The organism is Enterobacter sp. 2VL (assembly GCF_005503595.1).
Taxonomy (GTDB): domain Bacteria; phylum Pseudomonadota; class Gammaproteobacteria; order Enterobacterales; family Enterobacteriaceae; genus Enterobacter; species Enterobacter cancerogenus.
In genome coordinates this window covers 127,368-153,363 of the sequence record NZ_SCNE01000004.1, presented here as the reverse complement: position 1 = coordinate 153,363, position 25,996 = coordinate 127,368, and the positions used below count along the sequence as shown (strand labels likewise).

Here is a 25,996-nt window from a genome sequence, read left to right as displayed (position 1 = left end):
CTTTCATAAGGATTTGCGCATGCTCTGGTTGATGACAATGGGGCGACGCCTGAACGGCGTGTACGCCGCTTTTATGCTGGTCGCCTTTATGATGGGCGTTGCAGGGGCGCTACAGGCCCCGACGCTGAGCCTGTTCCTCAGCCGTGAAGTGGGCGCGCAGCCGTTTTGGGTCGGCCTGTTTTATACCGTTAACGCCATCGCCGGGATCCTGGTGAGCCTGTGGCTGGCAAAACGATCGGACAGCCAGGGCGATCGCCGCCGGCTCATCCTGTTCTGCTGCGCCATGGCGGTGGGGAATGCCTTGCTGTTTGCCTTCAACCGTCACTACCTGACGCTCATTACCTGCGGCGTGCTGCTGGCTTCGTTGGCCAATACCGCCATGCCACAGCTGTTTGCGCTGGCTCGCGAATATGCCGATAACTCGGCGCGCGAAGTGGTGATGTTCAGTTCGGTTATGCGTGCGCAGCTCTCTCTGGCGTGGGTCATCGGCCCGCCGCTGGCCTTCATGCTGGCGCTCAATTACGGTTTTACCGTCATGTTTTCCATCGCCGCCGGGATTTTTGTGATTAGCCTTGCGCTGATCGCCTTCGCGCTGCCCTCGGTCGCACGGGTTGAACAGATAACGGATAAACCGATCACCCAGGTAAGCGGCTGGCAGGATAAGAACGTGCGCATGCTGTTTATTGCCTCTACCCTGATGTGGACCTGCAACACCATGTACATCATCGACATGCCGCTGTGGGTAAGCAGCGATCTGGGCCTGCCTGACAGGCTTGCGGGGATCCTGATGGGCACGGCCGCCGGGCTGGAAATCCCGGCGATGATCCTGGCCGGGTATTACGTAAAGCGCTTTGGAAAACGCCGGATGATGATTGTCGCCGTGGCGGCTGGGGTGCTGTTCTACCTTGGGCTGATCCTCTTTCACTCGCGTGATGCGCTGCTGGCACTGCAGCTGTTCAACGCCGTGTTTATCGGTATCGTCGCCGGAATTGGCATGCTCTGGTTCCAGGACCTGATGCCGGGACGCGCCGGGTCGGCCACGACGCTGTTTACCAACAGTATTTCAACGGGCGTGATACTGGCAGGGGTTATTCAGGGCGCGTTGTCGCAAAGCTACGGGCACGCTGTGGTGTACTGGGTAATTGCGGCCATTTCGGTCGTGACGCTGGTGTTGACGTGCCGGGTAAAAGACGTCTGATTCTGGAAGGCGGCTTCACGAAATGAAATGACTTTCTGACAGATGCTGAGAAGGGGAATAGAGTGCGTGGCGGGTGCTTGAGGCTGTTTGCCTCAGGCTTTCGCAAGAGGCAAACAGTGGAGAGTCCCACATCAATAAAACTGATGGGGAGACCAACTTCACAACACACATTGCGAGGTTAGTCTCTTCGTTGCCGAAAAGCAATAAGGAGGCTGGAATGCCAAAACGTACTCTGCTGTTAGGTTTGTTTCTGATCTGTACCACGCTGTTGATCTTCACCTGGATGGTGCGCGATTCGCTATGTGAATTGCATTTCAGACAGGAGAAAACAGAGCTGGCGGCAGTGTTGGCTTACGAAGCAAAACGTTAGCGGTATTGGCGGGGGAAGTGTCCCCGCCTCTCCAGAGTGGTTGAGCCTCAACGCACCCTTATCAATGGCCCGCATTCTGCGGGCCATTGCCTTTAGCCCATAAACGCAGGCTGTTTTTTCTCGTATTCGGAAATGGCGGCTTCGTGCTGCAGCGTTAAGCCGATGCTGTCCAGCCCGTTCAGCATGCAGTGACGACGGAACGCGTCAATGCTGAAGCTGTAGGTTTTATCGCCGGCTTTGACCACTTCCGCTTCCAGATCCACTTCAAACGACATGCCTGGATTCGCCTGCACCAGCGCGAATAACTCATCGACCTGTTCATCGCTCAACGTCACCGGCAGCAGCTGGTTGTTAAAGCTGTTGCCATAGAAAATATCCGCGAAACTCGGGGCGATAACCACCTTAAAGCCGTAGTCGGTCAGCGCCCACGGCGCGTGTTCACGTGAGGAACCGCAGCCAAAGTTTTCACGTGCCAGCAGAATCGAGGCGCCGTTGAATTCAGTAAAGTTCAGAACGAACTCAGGGTTCGGAACCTCACCTTTATCGTCAAGGAACCGCCAGTCATTGAACAGGTGCGCACCAAAACCGGTCCGGGTCACTTTCTGCAAAAACTGCTTGGGAATGATCGCGTCGGTATCAACGTTGGCGGCATCCAGAGGGACAACCCGGCCCGTATGTTGGGTAAATTTCTCTGCCATGATTGTCTCCTTATTTCAGGCTACGAATGTCGGCGAAATGGCCGGTGACGGCTGCCGCAGCGGCCATTGCCGGGCTGACCAGATGGGTACGCCCGCCGCGGCCCTGACGGCCTTCAAAGTTACGGTTGCTGGTGGAGGCGCAGCGCTCGCCCGGGTTCAGGCGGTCGTTGTTCATGGCCAGACACATGGAGCAGCCGGGCAGACGCCACTCAAAGCCCGCGTCGATAAAGATCTTATCCAGACCTTCGGCTTCCGCCTGCGCTTTCACCGGGCCGGAGCCAGGCACGACCAGCGCCTGCACGCCGGGTGCCACTTTGCGGCCTTTGGCGATGTCGGCTGCGGCGCGCAAATCTTCGATACGCGAGTTGGTGCAGGAACCAATAAACACTTTGTCGATCGCGACATCGGTCAGCGGAACGCCGGGTTTCAGCCCCATGTAGGCCAACGCTTTTTCGGCGCTGGCACGCTCTACCGGGTCGGCAAAAGAGGCCGGATCCGGCACATTATCGTTAACGGAGATCACCTGACCGGGATTGGTTCCCCAGGTCACCTGCGGGGCAATCTCTTCCGCCTGCAGGGTGACCACGGTGTCGAAGACCGCGCCGTCGTCGGTTTTCAGGGTTTTCCAGTATTCCACCGCATCGGCATAATCCCGATCTTTGGGGGCGTGCAGGCGGCCTTTCACGTAGTCAAACGTGGTGTCGTCTGGCGCAACCAGACCCGCTTTCGCCCCCATCTCAATCGCCATGTTGCACAGGGTCATACGACCTTCCATGCTCAGGGCCTGAATGGCTTCGCCGCAGAACTCGACAACGTGGCCGGTGCCGCCCGCGCTGCCGGTTTTACCGATAATGGCCAGAACGATATCTTTCGCGGTGATGCCCGGAGCGGCTTTGCCCTTTACCTCAATCTTCATGGTCTTGGCGCGGCCCTGCTTCAGGGTCTGGGTTGCCAGCACGTGTTCAACTTCAGAGGTCCCAATCCCGAACGCCAGTGCGCCGAACGCGCCGTGGGTGGCGGTATGGGAGTCGCCGCAGACGATGGTCATCCCCGGCAGGGTGATGCCCTGCTCAGGCCCCATCACATGGACGATGCCCTGATACGGGTGATTCAAGTCGTACAGCTCAACGCCAAACTCGTTGCAGTTTTTAATCAGCTCCTGCATCTGGATCCGCGCCATCTCGCCTGAGGCGTTGATGTCTTTAGTCTGGGTGGAGACGTTGTGATCCATCGTGGCAAAGGTCTTGCCCGGCTGACGTACCGGGCGCTTGTGCGCCCTCAGGCCGTCAAATGCCTGTGGAGAGGTCACTTCGTGTACCAGGTGACGGTCAATGTACAGCAGTGGGGTTTCGTCAGGCGCCTCATAAACGACATGGGCATCAAACAACTTTTCATATAACGTCTTCGCCATGATTACACCCCTTCAGCAACATAGCGGGCAATGATGTCGCCCATTTCATCGGTACTGACTGCCGCCGTGCCGCGCGCCAAATCGCCGGTACGAATGCCTTCTTCTAACGCGCGGTTGATGGCGTTTTCAATGGCCGTCGCGGCTTCGCCTGCATCAAGGCTGTAGCGCAACAGCAGAGCCAGCGACAGGATCTGCGCAATCGGGTTGGCAATGTTTTTACCCGCGATATCCGGAGCAGAGCCGCCCGCTGGTTCGTACAGGCCAAAGCCCTCTTCGTTGAGGCTGGCGGAAGGCAGCATCCCCATGGAGCCGGTGATCATCGCGCACTCGTCCGACAAAATGTCGCCGAACAGGTTGGAGCAGAGCAGTACGTCAAACTGGGACGGATCTTTAATCAGCTGCATCGTCGCGTTATCAATGTACATATGCGACAGCTCAACGTCCGGGTACTGTCTGGCAACGTCGCTGACGATTTCGCGCCACAAAATTGAGGATTGCAGTACGTTCGCTTTATCGATTGAGGTCACTTTGTGACGGCGCTTGCGTGCGGATTCAAACGCGATATGGGCGATCCGCTCGATCTCGAAGCGGTGATAGACTTCGGTATCAAACGCCTTTTCATGCTGGCCGCTGCCTTCACGGCCTTTCGGCTGACCAAAGTAGATCCCGCCGGTGAGCTCACGCACGCACAGAATGTCGAAGCCGTTAGCGGCGATATCCGCGCGCAGCGGGCAAAACTCTTCCAGCCCCGGGTACAGCTTCGCCGGACGCAGGTTGCTGAACAATTTGAAATGTTTGCGCAACGGCAGCAGCGCACCGCGCTCAGGCTGCTCTGCCGGTGGCAGATGTTCCCATTTAGGGCCACCTACGGAGCCGAACAGCACGGCATCGGCATTTTCGCAGCCTTCAACCGTGGCTTTTGGCAGTGGCGTACCCTGATTATCAATGGCGACACCGCCCACATCGTAGTGGCTGGTGGTAATTTTCATCGCAAAACGCGAGCGAACGGCTTCCAGTACTTTCAGCGCCTGTGCCATCACTTCCGGGCCAATACCATCGCCCGGTAACACAGCAATATGGTGATTCTTCGACATTACACGGTTTCCTTGTTGTTCTCTTTATTCTGAGCTTTGCGTTGCAACTCTTTATCCACTTCAGCGGCGCGCCAGATGTTATTCAGGACGTGAACCATCGCTTTGGCAGAGGATTCAACGATGTCCGTTGCCAGACCAACCCCGTGGAAACGGCGGCCATTGTGATTGACGACGATATCAACCTGACCCAGGGCATCTTTACCGTGCCCCTTAGCGCTGAGGCCATACTTAACCAGCTCGATGTCATACTCTGTGATGCGATTGATTGCCTGATAAATGGCATCCACCGGGCCGTTGCCGTTGGCCGCTTCGGCTTTAATTTCTTCACCGCAGGCCAGTTTCACCGAGGCGGTGGCGATATCGCTTGAGCCGGACTGCACGCTGAAGTAATCCAGGCGGAAATGCTCTGGCTCTTCCTGTTGCTTGTTGATGAACGCCAGCGCTTCCAGGTCATAGTCGAAGACCTGGCCTTTTTTATCCGCCAGCTTCAGGAACGCGTCGTACAGCTGGTCCATGTTGTAATCGCTGTCTTTGTAACCCATCTCTTCCATACGGTGTTTCACCGCTGCCCGACCAGAGCGTGAGGTCAGGTTCAACTGAACCTGGTTCAGGCCGATGGATTCCGGGGTCATGATTTCGTAGTTTTCACGGTTCTTGATGACGCCGTCCTGGTGAATACCGGAGGAGTGCGCAAACGCGCCGGTGCCAACAATCGCCTTGTTGGCAGGGACCGGCATATTGCAGATCTGGCTTACGGTCTGGCTGGTGCGCCAGATTTCATGGTGATTAATGCGCGTATTCACATTCATGATGTCTTTACGCACTTTAATCGCCATGATGACCTCTTCCAGCGAGCAGTTACCGGCGCGTTCGCCGATCCCGTTCATCGCGCCTTCTACCTGACGCGCCCCGGCGTGAACGGCCGCAATGGCGTTGCCGACAGCCAGACCTAAATCATCGTGGGTATGAACGGAGATGATCGCTTTATCGATGTTAGGCACGCGGTCATACAGGCCGGTGATGATGTTGGAAAATTCAAACGGCATGGTGTAGCCGACGGTGTCCGGGATGTTGATGGTTTTGGCTCCCGCGTTGATTGCGGCTTCCACCACGCGCGCCAGGTCCTCAATCGGCGTACGGCCCGCATCTTCACAGGAGAATTCAACGTCATCCGTATAGTTACGCGCACGCTTAACCATATATACCGCGCGTTCAATCACCTCATCCAGCGTGCTGCGCAGCTTGGTGGCAATGTGCATAGGAGAGGTGGCGATAAACGTATGAATTCGGAAGGCTTCAGCCACCTTCAGCGACTCGGCCGCTACGTCGATGTCTTTCTCAACACAGCGTGCCAGACCGCAGACGCGGCTGTTTTTGATGGTGCGCGCGATGGTCTGTACCGATTCGAAATCGCCCGGGGAAGAGACCGGGAAACCGACCTCCATCACGTCAACGCCCATACGTTCGAGGGCCAGCGCAATCTGCAGTTTTTCTTTCACGCTCAGGCTTGCCTGCAACGCCTGTTCACCGTCGCGTAATGTCGTATCGAAAATAATGACTTGCTGGCTCATGGGTTAGGTCCTTGTCTGTCTTAGGGCGCCTTGCTACGAGCATAAAAAAACCCGCGCAGTGGCGCGGGTTCTTAGTTTTACTGGAGACGATTCAACGCTGAATTTCGCCCGCCAGACTACCGCGCACAGTGGATGCGTTTAGTAGTAGTAGGCTGGTGAAGCGAATGGTGCGGATCATGAATCGTGCTCCCGTTAAAATCGATATGCTTTTAGTGGTACTGGATACGAGGTTTCATGTCAACCCCCGACGGTAAAAACGCAGCGGATAAACGGGCAGGACGGATTTTACACTTTAGCTAATTGTGCTGGATTTCGTGTTTATAACCATTCTGATTGTCTATTTTTGGACCGGGCATTTATTTGTGAAATGGTTTGAATATATTTTCTTTCAAATAAACACATATTTTAAACGTCATGTGTAATGAAGCTAAACCTTTTTTAATTCATTTATTTATAACTACGGTGAATGATTTTAAGTGGGGTTGAGGCGGGCCCTATGATAGCAAAATGTTAATGAGTTTGTGTAGTCTGAGGTTAATAGTTTAATAATACTTAAATTATCATTCATTTTTGAGGTGATTGTTTATTTGCCGAAATTATGCTTTCATTTCATTATTAATGTTTTATATATCGTTTATTCGAACGTTACCTTTCGCTTAGTGGCTAAGCGAAGCCACTTTTTGATGAGTTTTTCTTTATATTTTCCGAATTTTAAAGAATTCTCTTTCGCTGGTTTTATATGCATGATAAATCATATTTTTCGAACTTATTACTGCACTTTGGTAAAGGGAGTTTAGCGTGACAGTGGAGTCAAGAATGCAAGAAAATAATATTAATCAACCTCAAGTCTATGATGGGGTTAAGCCTCAGTTACGCACCGTCGATCTTAATCTGTTAACCGTGTTTGATGCGGTCATGCAGGAGCAGAATATCACGAGAGCGGCGCAGTCTCTGGGAATGTCTCAACCCGCAGTCAGTAATGCTGTCGCCAGACTTAAGGTGATGTTTAATGACGAACTCTTTGTTCGTTATGGCAGGGGGATCCAACCTACGGCGCGTGCATTCCAGCTTTTCGGCGCGGTTCGCCAGGCGCTGCAATTAGTGCAAAATGAACTGCCGGGTTCAGGGTTTGAACCGCTAAGCAGCGAACGTGTATTCCATCTCTGCGTCTGCAGCCCTTTAGATAATTATTTAACATCTATTATCTACAATAAAGTGGAAGAGATTGCGCCAAATATTCACCTCGTTTTTAAATCATCGTTAAATCAGAACACTGAGCATCAGTTGCGTTACCAGGAAACCGAGTTTGTGCTGGGTTATGAAGAGTTCCGTCGCCCGGAATTTTCCTGCGTTCCTCTGTTTAAAGATGAAATGGTGTTGGTCGCCAGTAAAAAACATCCGCGTATGAATTCACCGCTGCGTGAAAATGATGTCTATAACGAACAGCACGCCGTTGTTGCTCTCGACAGATATGCTTCGTTCAGCCAACCGTGGTATGACACGCCCGATAAACAAGCCTGCGTGGCCTATCAGGGAATGGCGATGGTAAGTGTATTAAACGTGGTATCTCAGACTCAGCTGGTGGCTATTGCGCCGCGCTGGCTGGCTGAAGAGTTCTCAGAGCCGCTGGGGCTGCAAGTCCTGCCTTTACCGCTCAAACTCAATAGCCGCACCTGCTATCTTTCCTGGCATGAAGCCGCTGGACGAGATAAAGGCCATCAATGGATGGAAGAGCTTCTTATTAGCGTGTGTGGTCGCTAAATGAATCGGGGTAAATCGTGATAACGACCACGATTTATCCTGGGTTTGTTTAAATATCTACTATTTTATTCTGTTTCATTTTTTTTGCCCTGCCAGCCAGCGCGTAAAAATAGATCATTTACTGATTCCTCCCGCTTTTAGGCGATGATTTATCAGCGCGTTTCACTCCCTCAGATGAATTCACCAGTAATTATGATAATCCCTCTCTTTTCCACTTTTTAAGCCTCCAGGTCGCCCCGGTTTGCTAATTGCCTGCCTCATAACGAGCGGTTAAGGTAACGCTCACTCTGCAAAATATAAGATGGGTTAATCCCCGTTGTAAGACGGCGTGGATGATACGTTTGCGACCTGTCGATAACAAAAGCCTGGAGGCAAAGCATGGAGATGTTGTCTGGCGCGGAAATGGTCGTCCGATCGCTCATCGATCAGGGCGTGAAGCATGTGTTTGGCTATCCCGGAGGCGCAGTTCTTGATATTTACGATGCGCTCCATACGGTAGGCGGCGTCGATCATGTTCTGGTTCGTCACGAACAGGCTGCGGTGCACATGGCCGACGGTCTGGCGCGGGCGACGGGTGAGGTGGGCGTTGTGCTGGTCACCTCCGGCCCTGGCGCAACCAATGCCATCACCGGGATTGCCACCGCCTATATGGATTCCATCCCGCTGGTGATCCTCTCCGGGCAGGTGGCCACCTCCCTGATTGGCTACGACGCGTTTCAGGAGTGCGACATGGTGGGGATCTCGCGCCCCGTTGTTAAGCACAGTTTTCTGGTGAAGCAGACGGAAGATATTCCCGGCGTGCTGAAAAAGGCGTTCTGGCTGGCGGCGAGTGGTCGTCCCGGCCCGGTGGTGGTCGATCTGCCGAAAGACATTTTGAATCCGGCAAACAAACTGCCTTACGTCTGGCCGGAGTCGGTAAGCATGCGTTCTTACAACCCGACGACTCAGGGACATAAAGGACAAATAAAGCGCGCGCTGCAAACGCTTCTGGCGGCTAAAAAGCCGGTGGTCTACGTGGGCGGCGGAGCCATTAATGCCGCGTGTGAAACGCAACTGCGTGAGCTGGTTGAGAAATTAAACCTTCCGGTGTCGTCATCATTGATGGGGCTTGGCGCGTTCCCGGCGTCGCACCGTCAGGCGCTGGGGATGCTGGGTATGCATGGTACCTACGAAGCCAACATGACGATGCACAATTCTGATGTGATCTTTGCGGTTGGCGTGCGCTTTGACGATCGTACGACCAATAACCTCGCGAAATACTGCCCGAACGCGACGGTGCTGCACATTGATATCGATCCCACGTCGATTTCCAAAACTGTCGCGGCCGATGTGCCGATCGTCGGCGATGCTCGTCAGGTTCTGGAGCAGATGCTGGAGCTGCTGGTTCAGGAAACCACCGCTCAGCCGCTGGATGAGATCCGCGACTGGTGGCAGCAGATCGCCCAGTGGCGTGCGCGCCAGTGTTTGAAGTTCGATACCCAAAGCGAGCACATTAAACCGCAGGCGGTGATCGAAACGATCTGGCGTCTCACCCACGGCGATGCGTACGTGACATCGGACGTTGGCCAGCACCAGATGTTTGCCGCGCTCTACTATCCATTTGATAAACCCCGCCGCTGGATCAACTCCGGCGGGCTGGGCACCATGGGCTTTGGCCTTCCCGCCGCGCTGGGGGTGAAGCTGGCGCTGCCCAACGAAACCGTGGTGTGCGTGACGGGGGATGGCAGTATTCAGATGAACATTCAGGAGCTTTCCACCGCGCTGCAGTACGAACTGCCGGTGCTGATCCTGAACCTGAATAATGGCTACCTCGGAATGGTGAAGCAGTGGCAGGATATGATCTATTCCGGTCGTCACTCGCAGTCATACATGACCTCCCTGCCTGATTTTGTCCGTCTGGCCGAGGCCTATGGGCACGTGGGGATGCGGGTGTCTAATCCGGCTGAGCTGGAGGCGAAACTCAGCGAAGCGCTTGAGCACGTTAAAAACAATCGTCTTGTTTTCATGGACGTCATCGTGGACGGGGCCGAACATGTTTATCCCATGCATATTCGCGGTGGTGGCATGGACGAAATGTGGTTAAGCAAAACGGAGAGAACCTGATATGCGCCGGATATTATCTGTATTACTGGAAAACGAGTCAGGCGCACTGTCGCGCGTCATTGGGCTTTTTGCTCAGCGCGGCTATAACATTGAAAGCCTGACGGTTGCCCCGACGGACGATCCAACGCTTTCGCGGATGACCATCCAGACCGTGGGTGATGCCAAAGTGCTTGAGCAGATCGAAAAGCAGCTGCATAAACTGGTCGACGTGCTGCGCGTAAGCGAACTGGGGCAGGGCGCTTACGTCGAGCGTGAAGTGATGCTGGTGAAAATTCAGGCCAGCGGGTATGGCCGTGAAGAGGTTAAACGCAATACGGATATCTTCCGTGGGCAGATCATCGATGTTACCCCTTCTATATATACCGTGCAGCTGGCCGGCACGAGTGACAAACTGGATGCTTTTCTCACCTCGGTGCGGGATGTCGCAAAAATAGTTGAAGTGGCGCGCTCCGGCATTGTGGGCCTGTCGCGCGGCGATAAAATCATGCGTTAAACGTCAAAAAGGTTCGCCTCTTTCTGCCCGGTCACCAAAGCCGGGCTTTTTTTTGTTCAAACCGCCGCGAATGCAGATAAAAGCGATTGCCGCGGTGACTATTCTGCGTTTAGATGTTAAAAGATTTAACCATAACCTTGACAGGGCCATGGACTCTTTTCTTTTTTTGAGGGGCAATTGTGAAACTGGATGAAATCGCCCGGCTAGCCGGCGTGTCACGAACTACGGCCAGCTATGTGATTAACGGTAAAGCAAAGCAGTACCGTGTCAGCGATAAGACCGTGGAAAAAGTCATGGCGGTGGTTCGTGAGCATAACTACCATCCGAATGCTGTCGCCGCCGGTCTGCGTGCCGGGCGCACCCGCTCTATCGGTCTGGTGATCCCAGATCTGGAAAACACCAGCTATACCCGCATTGCTAACTATCTTGAACGTCAGGCGCGCCAGCGTGGCTACCAACTGCTCATCGCCTGTTCAGAAGATCAGCCTGATAACGAGATGCGCTGTATCGAACACCTCCTCCAGCGGCAGGTTGATGCCATTATTGTCTCGACGTCCTTGCCGCCTGAGCATCCTTTCTATCAACGCTGGGCGAACGACCCGTTCCCGATTGTGGCGCTTGACCGTGCGCTGGACCGCGAACACTTTACCAGCGTCGTGGGGGCCGATCAGGACGATTCAGAAATGCTGGCCGCCGAGCTAAGAACCTTCCCGGCGGAAACGGTGCTGTATCTGGGGGCTTTACCCGAGCTGTCCGTCAGCTTCCTGCGCGAGCAAGGGTTCAGAACCGCCTGGAAAGACGATCCGCGTGAAGTCCATTACCTCTATGCCAACAGCTATGAGCGTGAAGCTGCCGCACAACTGTTCGAAAAATGGCTGGAAACGCATCCGATGCCGCAGGCGCTGTTCACCACCTCTTTCGCGCTGTTGCAGGGTGTGATGGACGTGACGCTGCGTCGTGACGGTAAACTGCCCTCTGACCTGGCGATTGCCACGTTTGGGGATAACGAACTGCTCGATTTCCTGCAGTGCCCGGTGCTGGCCGTTGCGCAGCGTCATCGCGACGTGGCAGAGCGCGTGCTGGAAATCGTGCTGGCGAGCCTGGATGAGCCGCGTAAACCGAAACCGGGGCTGACGCGTATCAAACGCAATCTTTATCGCCGCGGCATTTTAAGCCGCCATTAAGTTGTTCAGGGGTAGCGTTTGCTACCCCTTTTTAGCGTAATAGGGTTAAAGACAATTCCCGCAGAAAAATTAGGATAATTCTTTACGCGTTGTCGTCTGCTATTTTTCTTAATTCATTCTGGCTTTTAAATAGCCTTTTAAAGAACATTTATACGATTTTTAATCCGCCATTCTGAATTATTTTGTTACAAACCCTGTCCGGGGTAATGAATATTCAGCTGTTTTTTCTCGCTTCCAGCCAGCCTGCTCATCAACCTGCTTCCTCGCGCGAATCTGGCGCTGTTCCTGTCAGGCAATATGTCCTAAAATGCTGCCCGCGTCGCAAACTGACACTTTATATTTGCTGGTGACGATATGAAGCGATCTTTATCGCTTACGTGCATATTCGTTTTTTTTCTTACAAATATTCATGACGTTAATTTGCCTCGCCAGTTGTGCAGTTATTAATCAGGTTGAGTTGTCTCTGTAAATACCGGGCTTTCGGACTCATATAGGGATAGTCCTGGCTTGACAAGCTTTTCCCTCGCTCCGTAAACTCCTTTGGGTGGGAATTTGTGGGGTTAAGTGGTTTAGAGGGGTGAGGCTGGCATGTTCCGTGGGGCAACGTTAGTCAATCTCGACAGTAAGGGGCGTTTATCGGTACCAACCCGATACCGCGACCAACTGATCGAGAACGCTTCAGGTCAAATGGTTTGCACCATTGACATCAACTCCCCCTGCCTGCTGCTTTATCCTTTACCTGAATGGGAAATTATTGAGCAAAAGCTGTCGCGACTGTCGAGCATGAACCCGCAGGAACGCCGCGTACAGCGGCTGTTATTGGGACATGCCAGTGAATGTCAGATGGATAGCGCGGGGCGTTTACTGATCGCGCCTGTGTTGCGGCAACATGCCGGTCTGACAAAAGAAGTGATGCTGGTCGGGCAGTTCAATAAGTTTGAGCTGTGGGATGAAACGACCTGGTATCAACAGGTCAGGGAAGATATCGACGCTGAGCAGTCGGATTCCGCGACACTATCGGAACGGCTGCAGGACTTGTCTCTATAAATATGATGGAAAATTATAAACATACAACGGTGTTGCTGGATGAGGCCGTTAACGGCCTGAATATTCGTCCGGACGGCATCTACGTTGATGGCACTTTTGGTCGCGGTGGACACTCGCGTTTAATCCTCTCACAGCTTGGAGCGGAAGGACGCCTGCTGGCAATCGATCGCGATCCGCAGGCGATTGCCGTTGCGCAAACCATCGACGATCCTCGTTTTTCCATCGTGCATGGACCTTTCTCTGCGCTCGCGGACTACGTGGCCGAGCGCGGCTTAACCGGCAAGATTGACGGCATTCTCCTCGATCTTGGCGTCTCTTCACCCCAGCTTGATGATGCCGAACGTGGTTTCTCCTTTATGCGTGACGGCCCGCTGGATATGCGTATGGACCCTACGCGCGGTCAGTCTGCTGCCGAATGGCTTCAGACGGCGGACGAAGCGGATATCGCCTGGGTGATCAAAACCTTCGGTGAAGAGCGTTTTGGCAAACGCATTGCGCGCGCCATCGTTGAGCGTAACCGCATTGAGCCAATGACCCGCACGAAAGAGCTGGCCGAGGTTATCGCGGCGGCGACGCCGGTGAAAGATAAGCATAAACATCCCGCGACCCGTACCTTCCAGGCGGTGCGCATCTGGGTAAACAGTGAACTGGAGGAAATAGAGCTGGCGCTAAAAAGCTCGCTCGACGTACTGGCCCCGGGTGGGCGGTTATCCGTAATCAGCTTCCATTCACTGGAAGACCGCATTGTGAAACGCTTTATGCGCGAGCAAAGTCGCGGTCCTCAGGTGCCTGCGGGGCTGCCGATGACGGAAGAACAGCTCAGCAAGCTGGGCGGTCGTCAGCTGCGAGCACTAGGCAAGTTGATGCCGGGCGAAGAAGAGGTGGCAGAGAATCCACGAGCCCGTAGTTCAGTGCTGCGTGTAGCAGAGAGGACGAACGCATGATCGGCAGAGTGACAGAGACCCTAAGCAAAGTTAAGGGATCGTTAGGAAGCAACGAGCGCCATGCCTTGCCTGGCGTGATCGGCGACGATCTTTTGCGGTTTGGGAAGCTGCCACTCTGCTTGTTCATTTGCATCATCGTGACGGCAGTAACGGTGGTCACTACGGCCCACCACACCCGTTTGTTAACCGCGCAGCGCGAGCAGTTGGTGCTGGAACGTGATGCGCTGGATATCGAATGGCGAAACCTCATTCTTGAAGAGAACGCGCTCGGCGATCACAGCCGGGTTGAACGGATCGCAACGGAAAAGCTGCAGCTGCAGCATGTTGATCCTTCTCAGGAAAATATCGTAGTACAAAAATAAGGGAAAACGCGACGCATGAAAGCAGCGGCAAAAACGCTAAAACCAAAACGTCAGGAAGAACAGGCCAACTTTGTGAGTTGGCGTTTTGCGTTGCTTTGCGGCTGCATTTTACTGGCGCTGGGGTTCCTGCTGGGACGCGTGGCGTGGTTGCAAATCATCGCCCCTGACATGCTGGTGCGCCAGGGCGACATGCGTTCTCTGCGCGTTCAGGAAGTGTCTACCTCTCGCGGCATGATCACCGACCGCTCTGGCCGTCCGCTGGCGGTGAGCGTGCCGGTAAAAGCCATTTGGGCTGACCCTAAAGAACTGCACGACGCGGGGGGTATCACGCTTGATAACCGCTGGAAAGCGCTCTCCGATGCGCTGAAAATGCCGCTGGATCAGCTGGCGTCGCGCGTTAACGCTAACCCGAAAGGGCGTTTTATCTATCTGGCACGTCAGGTTAACCCTGACATGGCGGATTACATCAAAAAGCTCAAGCTGCCGGGGATTCATCTGCGTGAGGAGTCACGTCGTTATTATCCTTCCGGCGAAGTAACCGCTCACCTCATCGGCTTTACCAACGTCGATAGTCAGGGGATCGAGGGCGTCGAAAAAAGCTTTGATAAGTGGCTGACCGGCCAGCCGGGCGAGCGCATCGTGCGTAAAGACCGCTACGGTCGCGTCATTGAGGATATCTCTTCCACGGACAGCCAGGCCGCGCATAACCTGGCCCTGAGCATTGATGAACGCCTGCAGGCGCTGGTCTACCGCGAGCTGAACAACGCCGTGGCCTTTAACAAGGCGGAATCTGGCAGCGCCGTCCTGGTTGATGTCAACACGGGCGAAGTGCTGGCGATGGCCAGCAGCCCCTCTTACAACCCGAATAATTTCGCGGGCACCGCAAAAGATGCGATGCGTAACCGGTCGATTACTGACGTTTTCGAACCGGGCTCAACCGTAAAACCGATGGTGGTGATGACCGCGCTTCAGCGTGGCATTGTCAATGAAAGTACCGTTCTGAATACGATTCCTTACCGCATTAATGGCCATGAAATCAAAGACGTGGCCCGTTACAGCGAACTGACCCTCACCGGGGTCTTACAGAAGTCGAGTAACGTCGGTGTTTCAAAGCTGGCGTTAGCGATGCCGTCCTCAGCGTTAGTAGAGACTTACTCACGTTTTGGGCTGGGAAAAGCGACCAATTTGGGGTTGGTCGGAGAACGCAGTGGCTTATATCCTCAAAAACAACGGTGGTCTGACATAGAGAGGGCCACCTTCTCTTTCGGCTACGGGCTAATGGTAACCCCGTTACAGTTAGCGCGAGTCTACGCAACGATTGGCAGCTATGGCGTTTACCGTCCGCTGTCGATCACCAAAGTTGATCCACCGGTTCCGGGCGAGCGTATCTTCCCGGAATCCATCGTGCGTACCGTGGTGCATATGATGGAAAGCGTGGCGCTGCCCGGCGGCGGCGGCGTGAAGGCGGCGATCAAAGGCTATCGCATCGCCATTAAAACCGGTACGGCGAAAAAAGTGGGGCCAGATGGCCGCTACATCAATAAATACATTGCCTATACCGCAGGCGTTGCACCTGCCAGCAATCCGCGTTTTGCGCTGGTGGTGGTGATTAACGATCCGCAGGCGGGTAAATACTACGGTGGCGCCGTTTCCGCGCCTGTGTTCGGAGCCATCATGGGCGGCGTGTTGCGCACCATGAATATCGAACCGGATGCGCTGGCGACGGGCGAGAAAAGTGAATTTGTAATTAATCAAGGCGAGGGTACAGGTGGCAGATCGTAATTTGCGCGACCTTCTCGCTCCGTGGGTGCCGAACGCACCCGCGCGAGCGCTACGAGAGATGATTCTGGACAGCCGCGTTGCGGCTTCTGGCGATCTTTTTGTGGCTGTAGTAGGTCATCAGGCGGACGGGCGTCGTTATATCCCGCAGGCGATTGCGCAAGGTGTTGCTGCCGTTATTGCTGAGGCGAAAGATGAGGCAACCGACGGCGAAATCCGTGAAATGCACGGCGTGCCGGTTATCTACCTCAGCCAACTGAATGAGCGTCTCTCCGCACTGGCAGGACGTTTTTATCATGAGCCCTCCGACCAGCTTCGTCTGGTGGGCGTCACGGGCACCAACGGAAAAACAACCACTACGCAGCTGATGGCGCAATGGGCTCAGCTGCTGGGTGAAACCGGCGCGGTAATGGGCACAGTCGGTAATGGCCTGCTGGGCAACGTTAGCCCGACGGAAAATACCACCGGCTCGGCGGTAGATGTGCAACATGTGCTTGCCGGGCTGGCAGAGCAGGGGGCGAGCTTCGCCGCGATGGAGGTTTCCTCCCACGGGCTGGTGCAGCACCGCGTGGCGGCGCTGAAATTTGCCGCTTCCGTGTTCACCAACCTCAGCCGCGATCATCTTGATTATCACGGCGATATGGAGCATTACGAAGCCGCGAAATGGCTGCTCTATTCCACCCACCATCACGGCGAGGCTATCGTTAACGCCGATGATGAAGTCGGACGCCGCTGGCTGGCGAAGCTGCCGGACGCGGTTGCCGTCTCGATGGAAGACCATATTAACCCGAACTGCCACGGCCGCTGGCTGAAAGCGGTTGAGGTGAAGTATCACGACCGCGGAGCGACTATTCGCGTTGCGTCGTCATGGGGCGAAGGCGAGATCGAAAGCCGCCTGATGGGCGCATTCAACGTCAGCAACCTGCTGCTGGCGCTGGCGACGCTGCTGGCGCTGGGCTACCCGATGGCGGAGCTGCTGAAAACGGCGGAGCGTCTGCAACCGGTGTGTGGCCGTATGGAAGTGTTTAGCGCGCCGGGTAAACCGACCGTGGTCGTGGATTATGCCCACACCCCGGATGCGCTGGAAAAAGCGCTGGAAGCGGCGCGTCTGCACTGCGCCGGTAAACTCTGGTGCGTGTTTGGCTGCGGCGGCGATCGTGACAAAGGCAAGCGCCCGCTGATGGGGGCGATTGCGGAACAGTTCGCGGACATTCCGGTGGTGACCGATGACAACCCGCGTACCGAAGAGCCGCGCACCATCATCAACGACATTCTGGCCGGTATGCTCGACGCTGGCCGCGCCCGCGTGGTGGAAGGCCGCGCGGAAGCCGTCACCAACGCCATTATGCAGGCGCAGGAGAACGACGTCGTTCTGCTGGCCGGTAAAGGGCATGAAGATTATCAGATCGTTGGCAACCGCCGTCTGGACTACTCCGACCGCGTTACGGCAGCACGTCTGCTGGGAGTCGTAGCATGATCAGCTTTACGCTAAGTCAGGCCGCAGCCATCCTGAAGGGGACGCTGCAGGGCCAGGATCTGACCATTGACGACGTAACGACCGATACCCGCAAAGTGACCGCGGGTTGCCTGTTTGTGGCGCTGAAAGGCGAGCGTTTTGATGCGCACGATTTTGTCGATAGCGCGAAAGAGAACGGCGCAGGTGCGCTGCTGGTAAGCCGCAAGCTCGACATCGATCTGCCGCAGATTGTGGTGAAAGACACCCGCCTGGCGTTTGGCGAACTGGCGGCGTGGGTACGCCAGCAGGTTCCGGCTCGCGTTGTGGCGCTGACGGGCTCGTCCGGCAAAACCTCGGTCAAAGAGATGACGGCAGCGATCCTCGGCCAGTGCGGAAACACGCTGTATACCGCAGGTAACCTCAACAATGACATCGGCGTGCCGATGACACTGCTGCGCCTGACTAAAGAACATAAATTTGCGGTAATTGAATTAGGGGCAAACCATCAGGGCGAAATCGCCTGGACGGTGAGCCTGACGCGTCCGGAAGCGGCGCTGGTGAATAACCTGGCGGCTGCGCACCTGGAAGGGTTCGGCTCGCTGGAAGGCGTGGCGAAAGCCAAAGGCGAAATCTACACCGGCCTGCCTGCTGACGGTATCGCCATTATGAACGCTGACAATAACGACTGGCTGAACTGGCAGAGCATCATTGGTTCACGTAAGACCTGGCGCTTTTCCCCGAATGCCGCCAACAGCGATTTTACGGCAACCAATATCCATGTGACCTCGCACGGCACCGAGTTCACGCTCAACACCCCAACGGGTGGTGTGGATGTGCTGCTGCCGTTGCCGGGTCGCCATAACATCGCGAATGCGCTTGCAGCAGCGGCGTTATCGATGGCCGTGGGCGCATCGCACGACGCCATCAAAACCGGGCTGGCGAATCTTAAAGCCGTGCCGGGGCGTCTGTTCCCCATCCCGCTGGCAGAAAACAAACTGCTGCTGGACGACTCCTACAATGCCAACGTCGGTTCTATGACCGCAGCTGTGCAAGTGTTGTCGGAAATGCCGGGCTACCGCGTCATGGTTGTCGGTGATATGGGTGAACTGGGCGATGAGAGCGAAGCCTGCCATATCCAGGTGGGCGAGGCGGCGAAAGCGGCGGGTCTGGATTGCGTGCTGAGCGCAGGAAAATTGAGTCAGGCGATTTCTCAGGCCAGCGGCGTTGGCGAGCATTTTGCGACCAAAGCCGAATTGATTGAACGCCTCAACGCGTTAATTGCAGAAAAACAAATTGTGACTGTGTTAGTGAAAGGTTCACGTAGTGCCGCCATGGAAGAGGTTGTGCACGCATTACAGGAGAACGGAACATGTTAGTTTGGCTGGCCGAGCATTTGGTCAAATATTATTCAGGCTTTAACGTCTTTTCCTATCTGACGTTTCGCGCCATCGTCAGCCTGCTGACTGCGCTGTTCATCTCCTTGTGGATGGGCCCGCGCATGATTGCCCGTCTGCAAAAACTCTCTTTCGGCCAGGTTGTGCGTAACGATGGCCCGGAATCTCACTTCAGCAAGCGCGGTACGCCGACCATGGGCGGGATTATGATCCTGACCGCTATCGTCGTGTCCGTACTGCTGTGGGCTTACCCGTCAAACCCTTACGTCTGGTGCGTGCTGACCGTGCTGGTCGGCTACGGGATTATTGGTTTTGTCGATGACTACCGTAAGGTGGTGCGCAAAGATACCAAAGGCCTGATTGCCCGCTGGAAATATTTCTGGATGTCGGTGATTGCGCTGGGCGTCGCCTTCGCGCTGTATCTGGCAGGTAAGGATACCCCGGCTACCGAGCTGGTGGTGCCCTTCTTCAAAGACGTGATGCCGCAGCTGGGGCTGTTCTACATCCTGCTGGCGTACTTCGTGATTGTTGGTACCGGTAACGCCGTCAACCTGACGGATGGTCTGGATGGCCTGGCGATTATGCCTACCGTTTTTGTCGCGGGTGGTTTTGCGCTGGTCGCCTGGGCGACAGGCAACATGAACTTTGCCAACTATCTGCACATTCCTTACCTGCGTCACGCCGGTGAACTGGTGATTGTCTGTACGGCGATCGTCGGGGCGGGGCTGGGCTTCCTGTGGTTCAACACCTATCCGGCGCAGGTCTTTATGGGCGACGTCGGTTCGCTGGCCCTGGGCGGCGCGCTCGGCATTATCGCCGTGCTGCTGCGTCAGGAGTTCCTGCTGGTGATCATGGGCGGCGTGTTTGTGGTGGAGACCCTGTCGGTCATTCTGCAGGTGGGTTCCTTCAAGCTGCGCGGACAGCGCATCTTCCGCATGGCACCGATTCACCATCACTATGAACTGAAAGGCTGGCCGGAGCCGCGCGTGATTGTGCGCTTCTGGATTATTTCGCTGATGCTGGTCCTGATTGGCCTGGCAACGCTGAAGGTACGTTAATCATGGCAGATTACCAGGGTAAAAAAGTCGTTATCATCGGGTTAGGCCTGACCGGCCTCTCCTGCGTGGACTTTTTCCTCGCGCGGGGTGTAACGCCGCGGGTGATGGATACGCGTGTTTCTCCGCCGGGTCTGGACACGCTGCCAGAGCAGGTTGAACGCCACCTTGGTGGTCTGAATGATGACTGGCTGCTGGCCGCCGATCTGATTGTTGCCAGCCCGGGTATGGCGCTGGCACACCCTTCGTTAAGCGCTGCTGCCGATGCGGGCGTTGAGATTGTCGGTGATATTGAACTGTTCTGCCGGGAAGCGCAGGCCCCCATCATTGCGATTACCGGTTCAAACGGCAAAAGCACCGTCACCACGCTGGTGGGCGAGATGGCAAAAGCCGCGGGCATGAACGTGGGCGTGGGCGGGAATATCGGCCTGCCGGCGCTGATGCTGCTGGATAAAGGCTGTGAGCTGTACGTGCTCGAACTCTCCAGCTTCCAGCTGGAAACCACCACCAGTTTGCATGCCGCCGCGGCGACGATCCTCAACGTGACCGAAGATCATATGGATCGATATCCGTTTGGTTTGCAGCAGTACCGCGCGGCCAAGCTGCGCGTGTATGAAAATGCCAAAGTCTGCGTGGTCAACGCCGATGATGCGCTCACCATGCCGGTACGCGGCGCGGACGATCGTTGTATCAGCTTTGGCATCACTATGGGCGATTATCACCTGAACCGTCAGTTGGGCGAAACCTGGTTGCGCGTGAAGGGTGAGAAAGTGCTGAACGTGAAAGAGATGAAACTGTCCGGCCAGCATAACTATACCAACGCCCTGGCGGCGCTGGCGCTGGCGGATGCGGTGGGGTTGCCGCGCTCTTCCAGCCTGCAGGCGCTGACCACTTATTCAGGTCTGGCACACCGTTTCCAGCTGGCGCTGGAGCACAACGGGGTGCGCTGGATCAACGACTCCAAAGCCACGAACGTCGGCAGTACCGAGGCCGCGCTGAATGGCCTGCACGTTGACGGTACGCTGCATCTGCTGCTGGGTGGCGATGGCAAATCAGCCGATTTCTCCTCGCTGAAGCAGTACCTCGCGGGCGATAACATCCGCCTGTACTGTTTCGGACGCGATGGCGGCGAGCTGGCGCAGCTGCGCCCTGAGATTGCCGAGCAAACAGAGACCATGGAGCAGGCGATGCGCCTGATTGCGCCGCGCGTTCAGCCCGGCGATATGGTGCTGCTTTCTCCTGCCTGCGCCAGCCTCGATCAATTCAAGAATTTTGAGCAGCGGGGCGATATCTTCACCCGCCTGGCGAAGGAGTTAGGCTGATGCGTTTCTCTCTCCCTCGCCTGAGAATGCCGCGTCTGCCGGGGTTTGGCATCCTGGTATGGCTTTTCGCGGCGCTAAAAGGCTGGGTCATGGCCTCCCGGGACAAAGATTCCGATAGCCTGGTGATGTACGACCGCATGCTGTTCTGGCTCACGCTGGGGCTGGCGGCGATCGGCTTTATCATGGTGACCTCGGCATCGATGCCTGTCGGGCAGCGTCTGGCTAACGATCCGTTCCTGTTTGCCAAGCGTGACGGCCTGTACATTATTCTGGCGTTCTGCCTGGCGATGATAACCCTGCGTCTGCCGATGGAGTTCTGGCAGCGCCACAGTACCGCGATGCTGATTGCCTCGATCATCATGCTGCTGATCGTGCTGGTTGTCGGCAGCTCCGTAAACGGGGCATCGCGCTGGATTGCTTTTGGTCCGCTGCGTATTCAGCCAGCAGAGTTCACCAAGCTCTCGCTGTTCTGTTACCTGGCGAACTACCTGGTGCGTAAAGTTGACGAAGTGCGTAACAACCTTCGCGGCTTCTTAAAGCCGATGGGCGTGATTTTGGTTCTCGCCGTTCTGCTGCTGGCGCAGCCTGACCTCGGTACGGTGGTAGTGCTGTTTGTGACCACGCTGGCGATGCTGTTCCTGGCGGGTGCGAAGCTGTGGCAGTTTATCGCGATTATCGGCATGGGGATTTCTGCAGTGGTACTGCTGATCCTCGCTGAGCCATACCGTATTCGCCGTGTGACCTCGTTCTGGAACCCGTGGGAAGACCCGTTCGGCAGCGGCTACCAGCTGACGCAGTCGCTGATGGCATTTGGCCGCGGCGAAGTCTGGGGACAAGGCCTGGGCAACTCCGTTCAAAAACTGGAGTATTTACCTGAGGCGCACACCGACTTCATCTTCTCCATTATTGGGGAAGAACTGGGTTATATCGGTGTGGTATTGGCACTATTAATGGTATTCTTCGTCGCTTTCCGCGCCATGTCGATTGGCCGGAAAGCGCTGGAAATCGATCACCGCTTCTCAGGTTTTCTGGCCTGCTCAATTGGTATCTGGTTTAGCTTCCAGGCATTGGTTAACGTCGGGGCCGCAGCAGGTATGCTGCCGACCAAAGGTCTGACGTTGCCGTTAATCAGCTATGGTGGCTCCAGCCTGTTGATTATGTCGACGGCGATCATGTTCTTGTTACGTATTGATTATGAAACGCGTCTGGAAAAAGCCCAGGCGTTTACACGAGGTTCACGATGAATCAACCGAAGCGGTTAATGGTGATGGCAGGCGGTACGGGCGGGCATGTGTTCCCCGGACTTGCGGTTGCGCACCATTTAATGGATCAGGGCTGGCAGGTACGCTGGCTGGGAACCGCAGACCGCATGGAAGCCGACCTGGTACCGAAGCACGGTATTGAGATCGACTTTATTCGTATTTCTGGCCTGCGCGGAAAAGGTATCAAGGCGCAGCTGCTGGCACCGGTGCGGATCTTCAACGCCTGGCGTCAGGCCCGCGCCATTATGAAACGCTTTAAACCCGACGTCGTGCTGGGCATGGGCGGTTATGTCTCGGGTCCTGGCGGGCTGGCGGCATGGTCGCTGGGCATTCCTGTCGTTCTGCACGAGCAGAACGGCATCGCCGGGCTGACCAACAAATGGCTGGCGAAAATCGCCACCAAGGTGATGCAGGCCTTCCCGGGTGCATTTCCAAAAGCAGACGTTGTGGGCAACCCGGTGCGCGTGGACGTGCTGGCGCTGCCGCTGCCTGATGCTCGCCTGACGGGCCGTGAAGGGCCGGTGCGTGTGCTGGTCGTCGGCGGCTCTCAGGGCGCGCGTATTTTAAACCAGACGATGCCGCAGGCGGCCGCAAAGCTGGGTGATGCCGTGACGATCTGGCATCAAAGCGGAAAAGGCGCTCAGCAGATGGTAGAGCAGCTGTACGCAGAGCACGGCCAGCCGCAGCATAAAGTGACGGAGTTTATCGATGACATGGCCGCAGCCTACGCCTGGGCCGATGTTGTGGTGTGTCGCTCTGGCGCACTGACGGTGAGCGAAATCGCCGCCGCCGGTTTACCCGCGCTATTTGTGCCGTTCCAGCACAAAGACCGACAGCAGTACTGGAATGCGCTGCCGCTTGAGAAAGCCGGAGCAGCAAAAATTTTTGAGCAGCCACAATTTACCGCCGATGCGGTCGCCACCACTCTGGCGGGCTGGGACAGAGACGCATTGCTGAAGATGGCCGAACGCGCGCGCGCGACCGCCATCCCGGATGCGACGGAACGGGTGGCAAAAGAAGTGAGCCTGGCAGCCCAGGCTTAACCCTCGCAGCGCGTGTTGCGCTGCACGAATTTTTTAAAGTAGTCGATGGCGTTTAGAGAATGAATACACAACAACTGGCAAAACTGCGTTCAATCGTGCCCGAGATGCGTCGCGTCCGGCACATTCACTTTGTTGGCATCGGTGGTGCTGGCATGGGCGGTATTGCCGAAGTGTTGGCGAACGAAGGTTATCAGATCAGTGGTTCCGATCTGGCGCCAAACCCGGTCACCCAGCAGCTGGCGTCGCTTGGGGCGACTATCTATTTTAACCATCGCCCGGAAAACGTCAGCGATGCGAGCGTGGTTGTTGTCTCCAGCGCCATCTCTTCAGATAACCCGGAAATTGTTGCCGCGCACGAAGCGCGCATTCCGGTGATCCGCCGCGCTGAAATGCTGGCGGAGCTGATGCGTTTTCGTCATGGCATTGCGGTTGCCGGTACGCACGGTAAAACCACGACCACGGCAATGGTATCAAGCATCTACGCAGAAGCGGGCCTGGACCCAACGTTTGTTAACGGTGGCCTGGTGAAAGCGGCGGGCGTGCATGCGCGTCTGGGCCACAGCCGGTACCTGATTGCGGAAGCGGATGAAAGTGATGCGTCGTTCCTGCATCTGCAGCCGATGGTGGCGATTGTCACCAATATTGAAGCCGACCATATGGATACCTACCAGGGCGACTTCGAAAATTTAAAACAGACCTTTATTAATTTCCTGCACAATCTGCCGTTTTATGGTCGTGCGGTGATGTGCGTTGACGACCCGGTGATCCGCGAGCTGCTGCCGCGTGTTGGTCGTCAAATCACTACCTACGGTTTTAGCGAAGACGCTGACGTGCGGGTGGAAGAGTACAAACAATCTGGCGCGCAGGGGCATTTCACGCTTGCCCGTCAGGATAAAGAATTGCTGCACGTTACCCTTAATGCGCCAGGGCGCCATAATGCCCTGAACGCCGCGGCGGCAGTAGCCGTTGCGACGGAAGAGGGCATTGATGACGAGGCGATCCTGCGCGCGCTGGAGAGCTTCCAGGGGACCGGTCGTCGCTTCGACTTCCTCGGTGAGTTCCCGCTGGATGCCGTAAACGGTAAATCCGGGAGCGCCATGCTGGTGGACGACTACGGTCACCATCCGACCGAAGTCGATGCCACGATCAAAGCCGCGCGTGCTGGCTGGCCGGACAAAAACCTGGTGATGATTTTCCAGCCGCACCGCTTTACGCGCACCCGCGATCTCTATGACGACTTCGCCAACGTATTGTCTCAGGTCGATACGCTGCTCATGCTGGATGTATATTCAGCAGGTGAAACTCCGATTCCGGGTGCAGACAGCCGTTCTTTGTGTCGTACCATTCGTGGACGCGGTAAAGTGGATCCTATTTTGGTTCCAGAGCCCGCTCAGGTGGCTGAAATTCTGGCACCGGTACTGACCGGTAACGATTTGATTCTGATTCAGGGTGCGGGAAATATCGGCAAAATCGCCCGTACCTTAGCCGAAATCAAACTGAAGCCGCAAACTCACGAGGACGAGCGTCATGGCTGATAAGATTGCGGTCCTGTTTGGCGGGACGTCCGCTGAACGCGATGTTTCCCTGAACTCAGGCGCTGCCGTACTGGCGGGCCTGCGTGAAGGCGGCGTGGATGCGCACCCGGTCGATCCTAAAGACGTGGATGTGACGCAGCTGAAAACGATGGGCTTTGATAAGGTCTTTATCGCGCTGCACGGCCGCGGCGGTGAAGACGGCACCCTGCAAGGGCTGCTGGAACTCATCGGCCTGCCGTACACCGGCAGCGGCGTAATGGCCTCGGCGATCTCAATGGATAAACTGCGCAGCAAACTGCTGTGGCAGGGCGCGGGTTTACCCGTTGCGCCATGGGTTGCCCTGACGCGTCGCGAATATGAAATGGGCCTTAACGATAGCGTTAATGGACGCATTGCGGCGCTGGGGTTACCGGTTATTGTTAAGCCGAGCCGTGAAGGGTCGAGCGTTGGTATGTCGAAAGTCGATAAAGCGGGGGATTTACCCGCCGCGTTAGCACTGGCATTTCAACATGATGAAGAAGTTTTAATCGAAAAATGGCTTAGCGGGCCAGAATATACCGTGGCGATGCTCGGTGAAGAAATTTTACCGTCAATTCGCATCCAACCCGCTGGCGTCTTCTATGATTATGAGGCGAAGTATCTCTCTGATGAGACGCAATATTTTTGCCCATCAGGTTTAGAAGATCAACGTGAGGCTGATTTACGCGCTCTGGTGCTTAAAGCCTGGACTGTTTTAGGCTGCCGGGGATGGGGAAGAATTGACGTGATGCTCGACGGTGACGGGCAATTTTATCTGCTGGAAGCGAATACCTCGCCGGGCATGACCAGCCACAGCCTTGTGCCGATGGCGGCGCGTCAGGCGGGCATGAGCTTCTCCCAGCTTGTTGTACGCATACTGGACCAGGCGGGCTGAT

General features: G+C 55.7%; 23 protein-coding genes. 18 read left to right on the top strand and 5 right to left on the bottom strand.

Features of this window, described 5'->3' with window-relative positions:
* Positions 1–19: 19 nt before the first annotated feature.
* Together FFS28_RS11500 and FFS28_RS11495 are read left to right on the top strand one after the other, a co-directional pair.
* Positions 20–1,198 (top strand): sugar efflux transporter, encoded by a 1,179-nt coding sequence (locus tag FFS28_RS11500; protein ID WP_137849593.1) that lies wholly within the window; start codon positions 20–22, stop codon positions 1,196–1,198.
* Positions 1,199–1,415: 217 nt separating this feature from the next.
* A complete protein-coding gene (locus FFS28_RS11495) occupies positions 1,416–1,568 on the top strand; it encodes a Hok/Gef family protein (protein WP_010427008.1) in 153 nt (50 codons plus the stop codon).
* A gap of 92 nt (positions 1,569–1,660) precedes the next feature.
* On the opposite strand, the gene leuD is transcribed toward FFS28_RS11495, so the two are convergent.
* The 5 genes from leuD to leuL all read right to left on the bottom strand — a co-directional run bounded on the left by leuD (position 1,661) and on the right by leuL (position 6,520).
* Positions 1,661–2,266, bottom strand: coding sequence for a 3-isopropylmalate dehydratase small subunit (gene leuD, locus FFS28_RS11490; RefSeq protein ID WP_137849592.1), 606 nt, complete (start codon positions 2,264–2,266; stop codon positions 1,661–1,663).
* Positions 2,267–2,276: 10 nt separating this feature from the next.
* Positions 2,277–3,677: a 3-isopropylmalate dehydratase large subunit gene (gene leuC / locus FFS28_RS11485; RefSeq protein WP_137849591.1), complete on the bottom strand. Its 1,401-nt coding sequence runs from the start codon at positions 3,675–3,677 to the stop codon at positions 2,277–2,279.
* Between the two features lie 2 nt (positions 3,678–3,679).
* A complete protein-coding gene (leuB, locus tag FFS28_RS11480; protein ID WP_058609675.1) occupies positions 3,680–4,771 on the bottom strand; it encodes a 3-isopropylmalate dehydrogenase in 1,092 nt (363 codons plus the stop codon).
* Positions 4,771–6,342, bottom strand: a complete 1,572-nt coding sequence (leuA, locus tag FFS28_RS11475) for a 2-isopropylmalate synthase (protein WP_006173874.1) — start codon at positions 6,340–6,342, stop codon at positions 4,771–4,773. Before leuA ends, leuB begins: the two co-directional genes overlap by 1 nt.
* A 91-nt stretch (positions 6,343–6,433) precedes the next feature.
* Positions 6,434–6,520 (bottom strand): leu operon leader peptide, encoded by an 87-nt coding sequence (gene leuL / locus FFS28_RS21970; RefSeq protein WP_101738246.1) that lies wholly within the window; start codon positions 6,518–6,520, stop codon positions 6,434–6,436.
* Between the two features lie 638 nt (positions 6,521–7,158).
* On the opposite strand from leuL, the gene leuO reads away from it, so the two are divergent.
* The 16 genes from leuO (at position 7,159) to FFS28_RS11385 (ending at position 25,995) form a co-directional block, all read left to right on the top strand.
* Complete coding sequence (gene leuO / locus FFS28_RS11465) at positions 7,159–8,103, top strand: transcriptional regulator LeuO (RefSeq protein ID WP_006173872.1); 945 nt, start codon at positions 7,159–7,161, stop codon at positions 8,101–8,103.
* A gap of 378 nt (positions 8,104–8,481) precedes the next feature.
* Positions 8,482–10,206, top strand: a complete 1,725-nt coding sequence (ilvI, locus tag FFS28_RS11460) for an acetolactate synthase 3 large subunit (protein ID WP_137849590.1) — start codon at positions 8,482–8,484, stop codon at positions 10,204–10,206.
* 1 nt (position 10,207) lies between these two features.
* The gene (gene ilvN / locus FFS28_RS11455; RefSeq protein ID WP_137849589.1) at positions 10,208–10,699 is read left to right on the top strand and encodes an acetolactate synthase small subunit; all 492 of its coding nucleotides are present in this window, start codon (positions 10,208–10,210) and stop codon (positions 10,697–10,699) included.
* A gap of 179 nt (positions 10,700–10,878) precedes the next feature.
* Positions 10,879–11,883, top strand: coding sequence for a catabolite repressor/activator (cra, locus tag FFS28_RS11445; protein WP_006173866.1), 1,005 nt, complete (start codon positions 10,879–10,881; stop codon positions 11,881–11,883).
* A 588-nt stretch (positions 11,884–12,471) separates the two neighbouring features.
* Positions 12,472–12,930 (top strand): division/cell wall cluster transcriptional repressor MraZ, encoded by a 459-nt coding sequence (gene mraZ, locus FFS28_RS11440; protein WP_006173863.1) that lies wholly within the window; start codon positions 12,472–12,474, stop codon positions 12,928–12,930.
* 2 nt (positions 12,931–12,932) lie between these two features.
* Complete coding sequence (gene rsmH / locus FFS28_RS11435) at positions 12,933–13,874, top strand: 16S rRNA (cytosine(1402)-N(4))-methyltransferase RsmH (protein ID WP_006173862.1); 942 nt, start codon at positions 12,933–12,935, stop codon at positions 13,872–13,874.
* On the top strand, positions 13,871–14,236 hold the full coding sequence (ftsL, locus tag FFS28_RS11430; protein ID WP_006173860.1) for a cell division protein FtsL: 366 nt from the start codon (positions 13,871–13,873) through the stop codon (positions 14,234–14,236). The genes rsmH and ftsL overlap by 4 nt, the downstream gene beginning before the upstream one ends.
* A gap of 15 nt (positions 14,237–14,251) precedes the next feature.
* Positions 14,252–16,018, top strand: a complete 1,767-nt coding sequence (ftsI, locus tag FFS28_RS11425; protein ID WP_006173859.1) for a peptidoglycan DD-transpeptidase PBP3 — start codon at positions 14,252–14,254, stop codon at positions 16,016–16,018.
* Positions 16,005–17,492, top strand: a complete 1,488-nt coding sequence (gene murE, locus FFS28_RS11420) for a UDP-N-acetylmuramoyl-L-alanyl-D-glutamate--2,6-diaminopimelate ligase (RefSeq protein WP_137849587.1) — start codon at positions 16,005–16,007, stop codon at positions 17,490–17,492. Before ftsI ends, murE begins: the two co-directional genes overlap by 14 nt.
* Positions 17,489–18,847, top strand: coding sequence for a UDP-N-acetylmuramoyl-tripeptide--D-alanyl-D-alanine ligase (gene murF / locus FFS28_RS11415; RefSeq protein ID WP_137849586.1), 1,359 nt, complete (start codon positions 17,489–17,491; stop codon positions 18,845–18,847). The genes murE and murF overlap by 4 nt, the downstream gene beginning before the upstream one ends.
* Positions 18,841–19,923 carry a phospho-N-acetylmuramoyl-pentapeptide-transferase gene (mraY, locus tag FFS28_RS11410; protein ID WP_003856353.1) on the top strand — a complete coding sequence of 361 codons (1,083 nt, stop codon included), beginning with the start codon at positions 18,841–18,843 and terminating at the stop codon, positions 19,921–19,923. Before murF ends, mraY begins: the two co-directional genes overlap by 7 nt.
* 2 nt (positions 19,924–19,925) lie before the next feature.
* Positions 19,926–21,242 carry a UDP-N-acetylmuramoyl-L-alanine--D-glutamate ligase gene (gene murD, locus FFS28_RS11405; protein WP_006173855.1) on the top strand — a complete coding sequence of 439 codons (1,317 nt, stop codon included), beginning with the start codon at positions 19,926–19,928 and terminating at the stop codon, positions 21,240–21,242.
* Positions 21,242–22,486: a cell division protein FtsW gene (ftsW, locus tag FFS28_RS11400; protein ID WP_102891427.1), complete on the top strand. Its 1,245-nt coding sequence runs from the start codon at positions 21,242–21,244 to the stop codon at positions 22,484–22,486. Before murD ends, ftsW begins: the two co-directional genes overlap by 1 nt.
* Positions 22,483–23,547, top strand: a complete 1,065-nt coding sequence (gene murG, locus FFS28_RS11395; RefSeq protein ID WP_058609678.1) for an undecaprenyldiphospho-muramoylpentapeptide beta-N-acetylglucosaminyltransferase — start codon at positions 22,483–22,485, stop codon at positions 23,545–23,547. Before ftsW ends, murG begins: the two co-directional genes overlap by 4 nt.
* Positions 23,548–23,606: 59 nt before the next feature.
* Positions 23,607–25,082 (top strand): UDP-N-acetylmuramate--L-alanine ligase, encoded by a 1,476-nt coding sequence (murC, locus tag FFS28_RS11390; RefSeq protein ID WP_088208867.1) that lies wholly within the window; start codon positions 23,607–23,609, stop codon positions 25,080–25,082.
* Positions 25,075–25,995 (top strand): D-alanine--D-alanine ligase, encoded by a 921-nt coding sequence (locus FFS28_RS11385; RefSeq protein ID WP_137849585.1) that lies wholly within the window; start codon positions 25,075–25,077, stop codon positions 25,993–25,995. The genes murC and FFS28_RS11385 overlap by 8 nt, the downstream gene beginning before the upstream one ends.
* The last annotated feature ends 1 nt before the right edge of the window (position 25,996 follow it).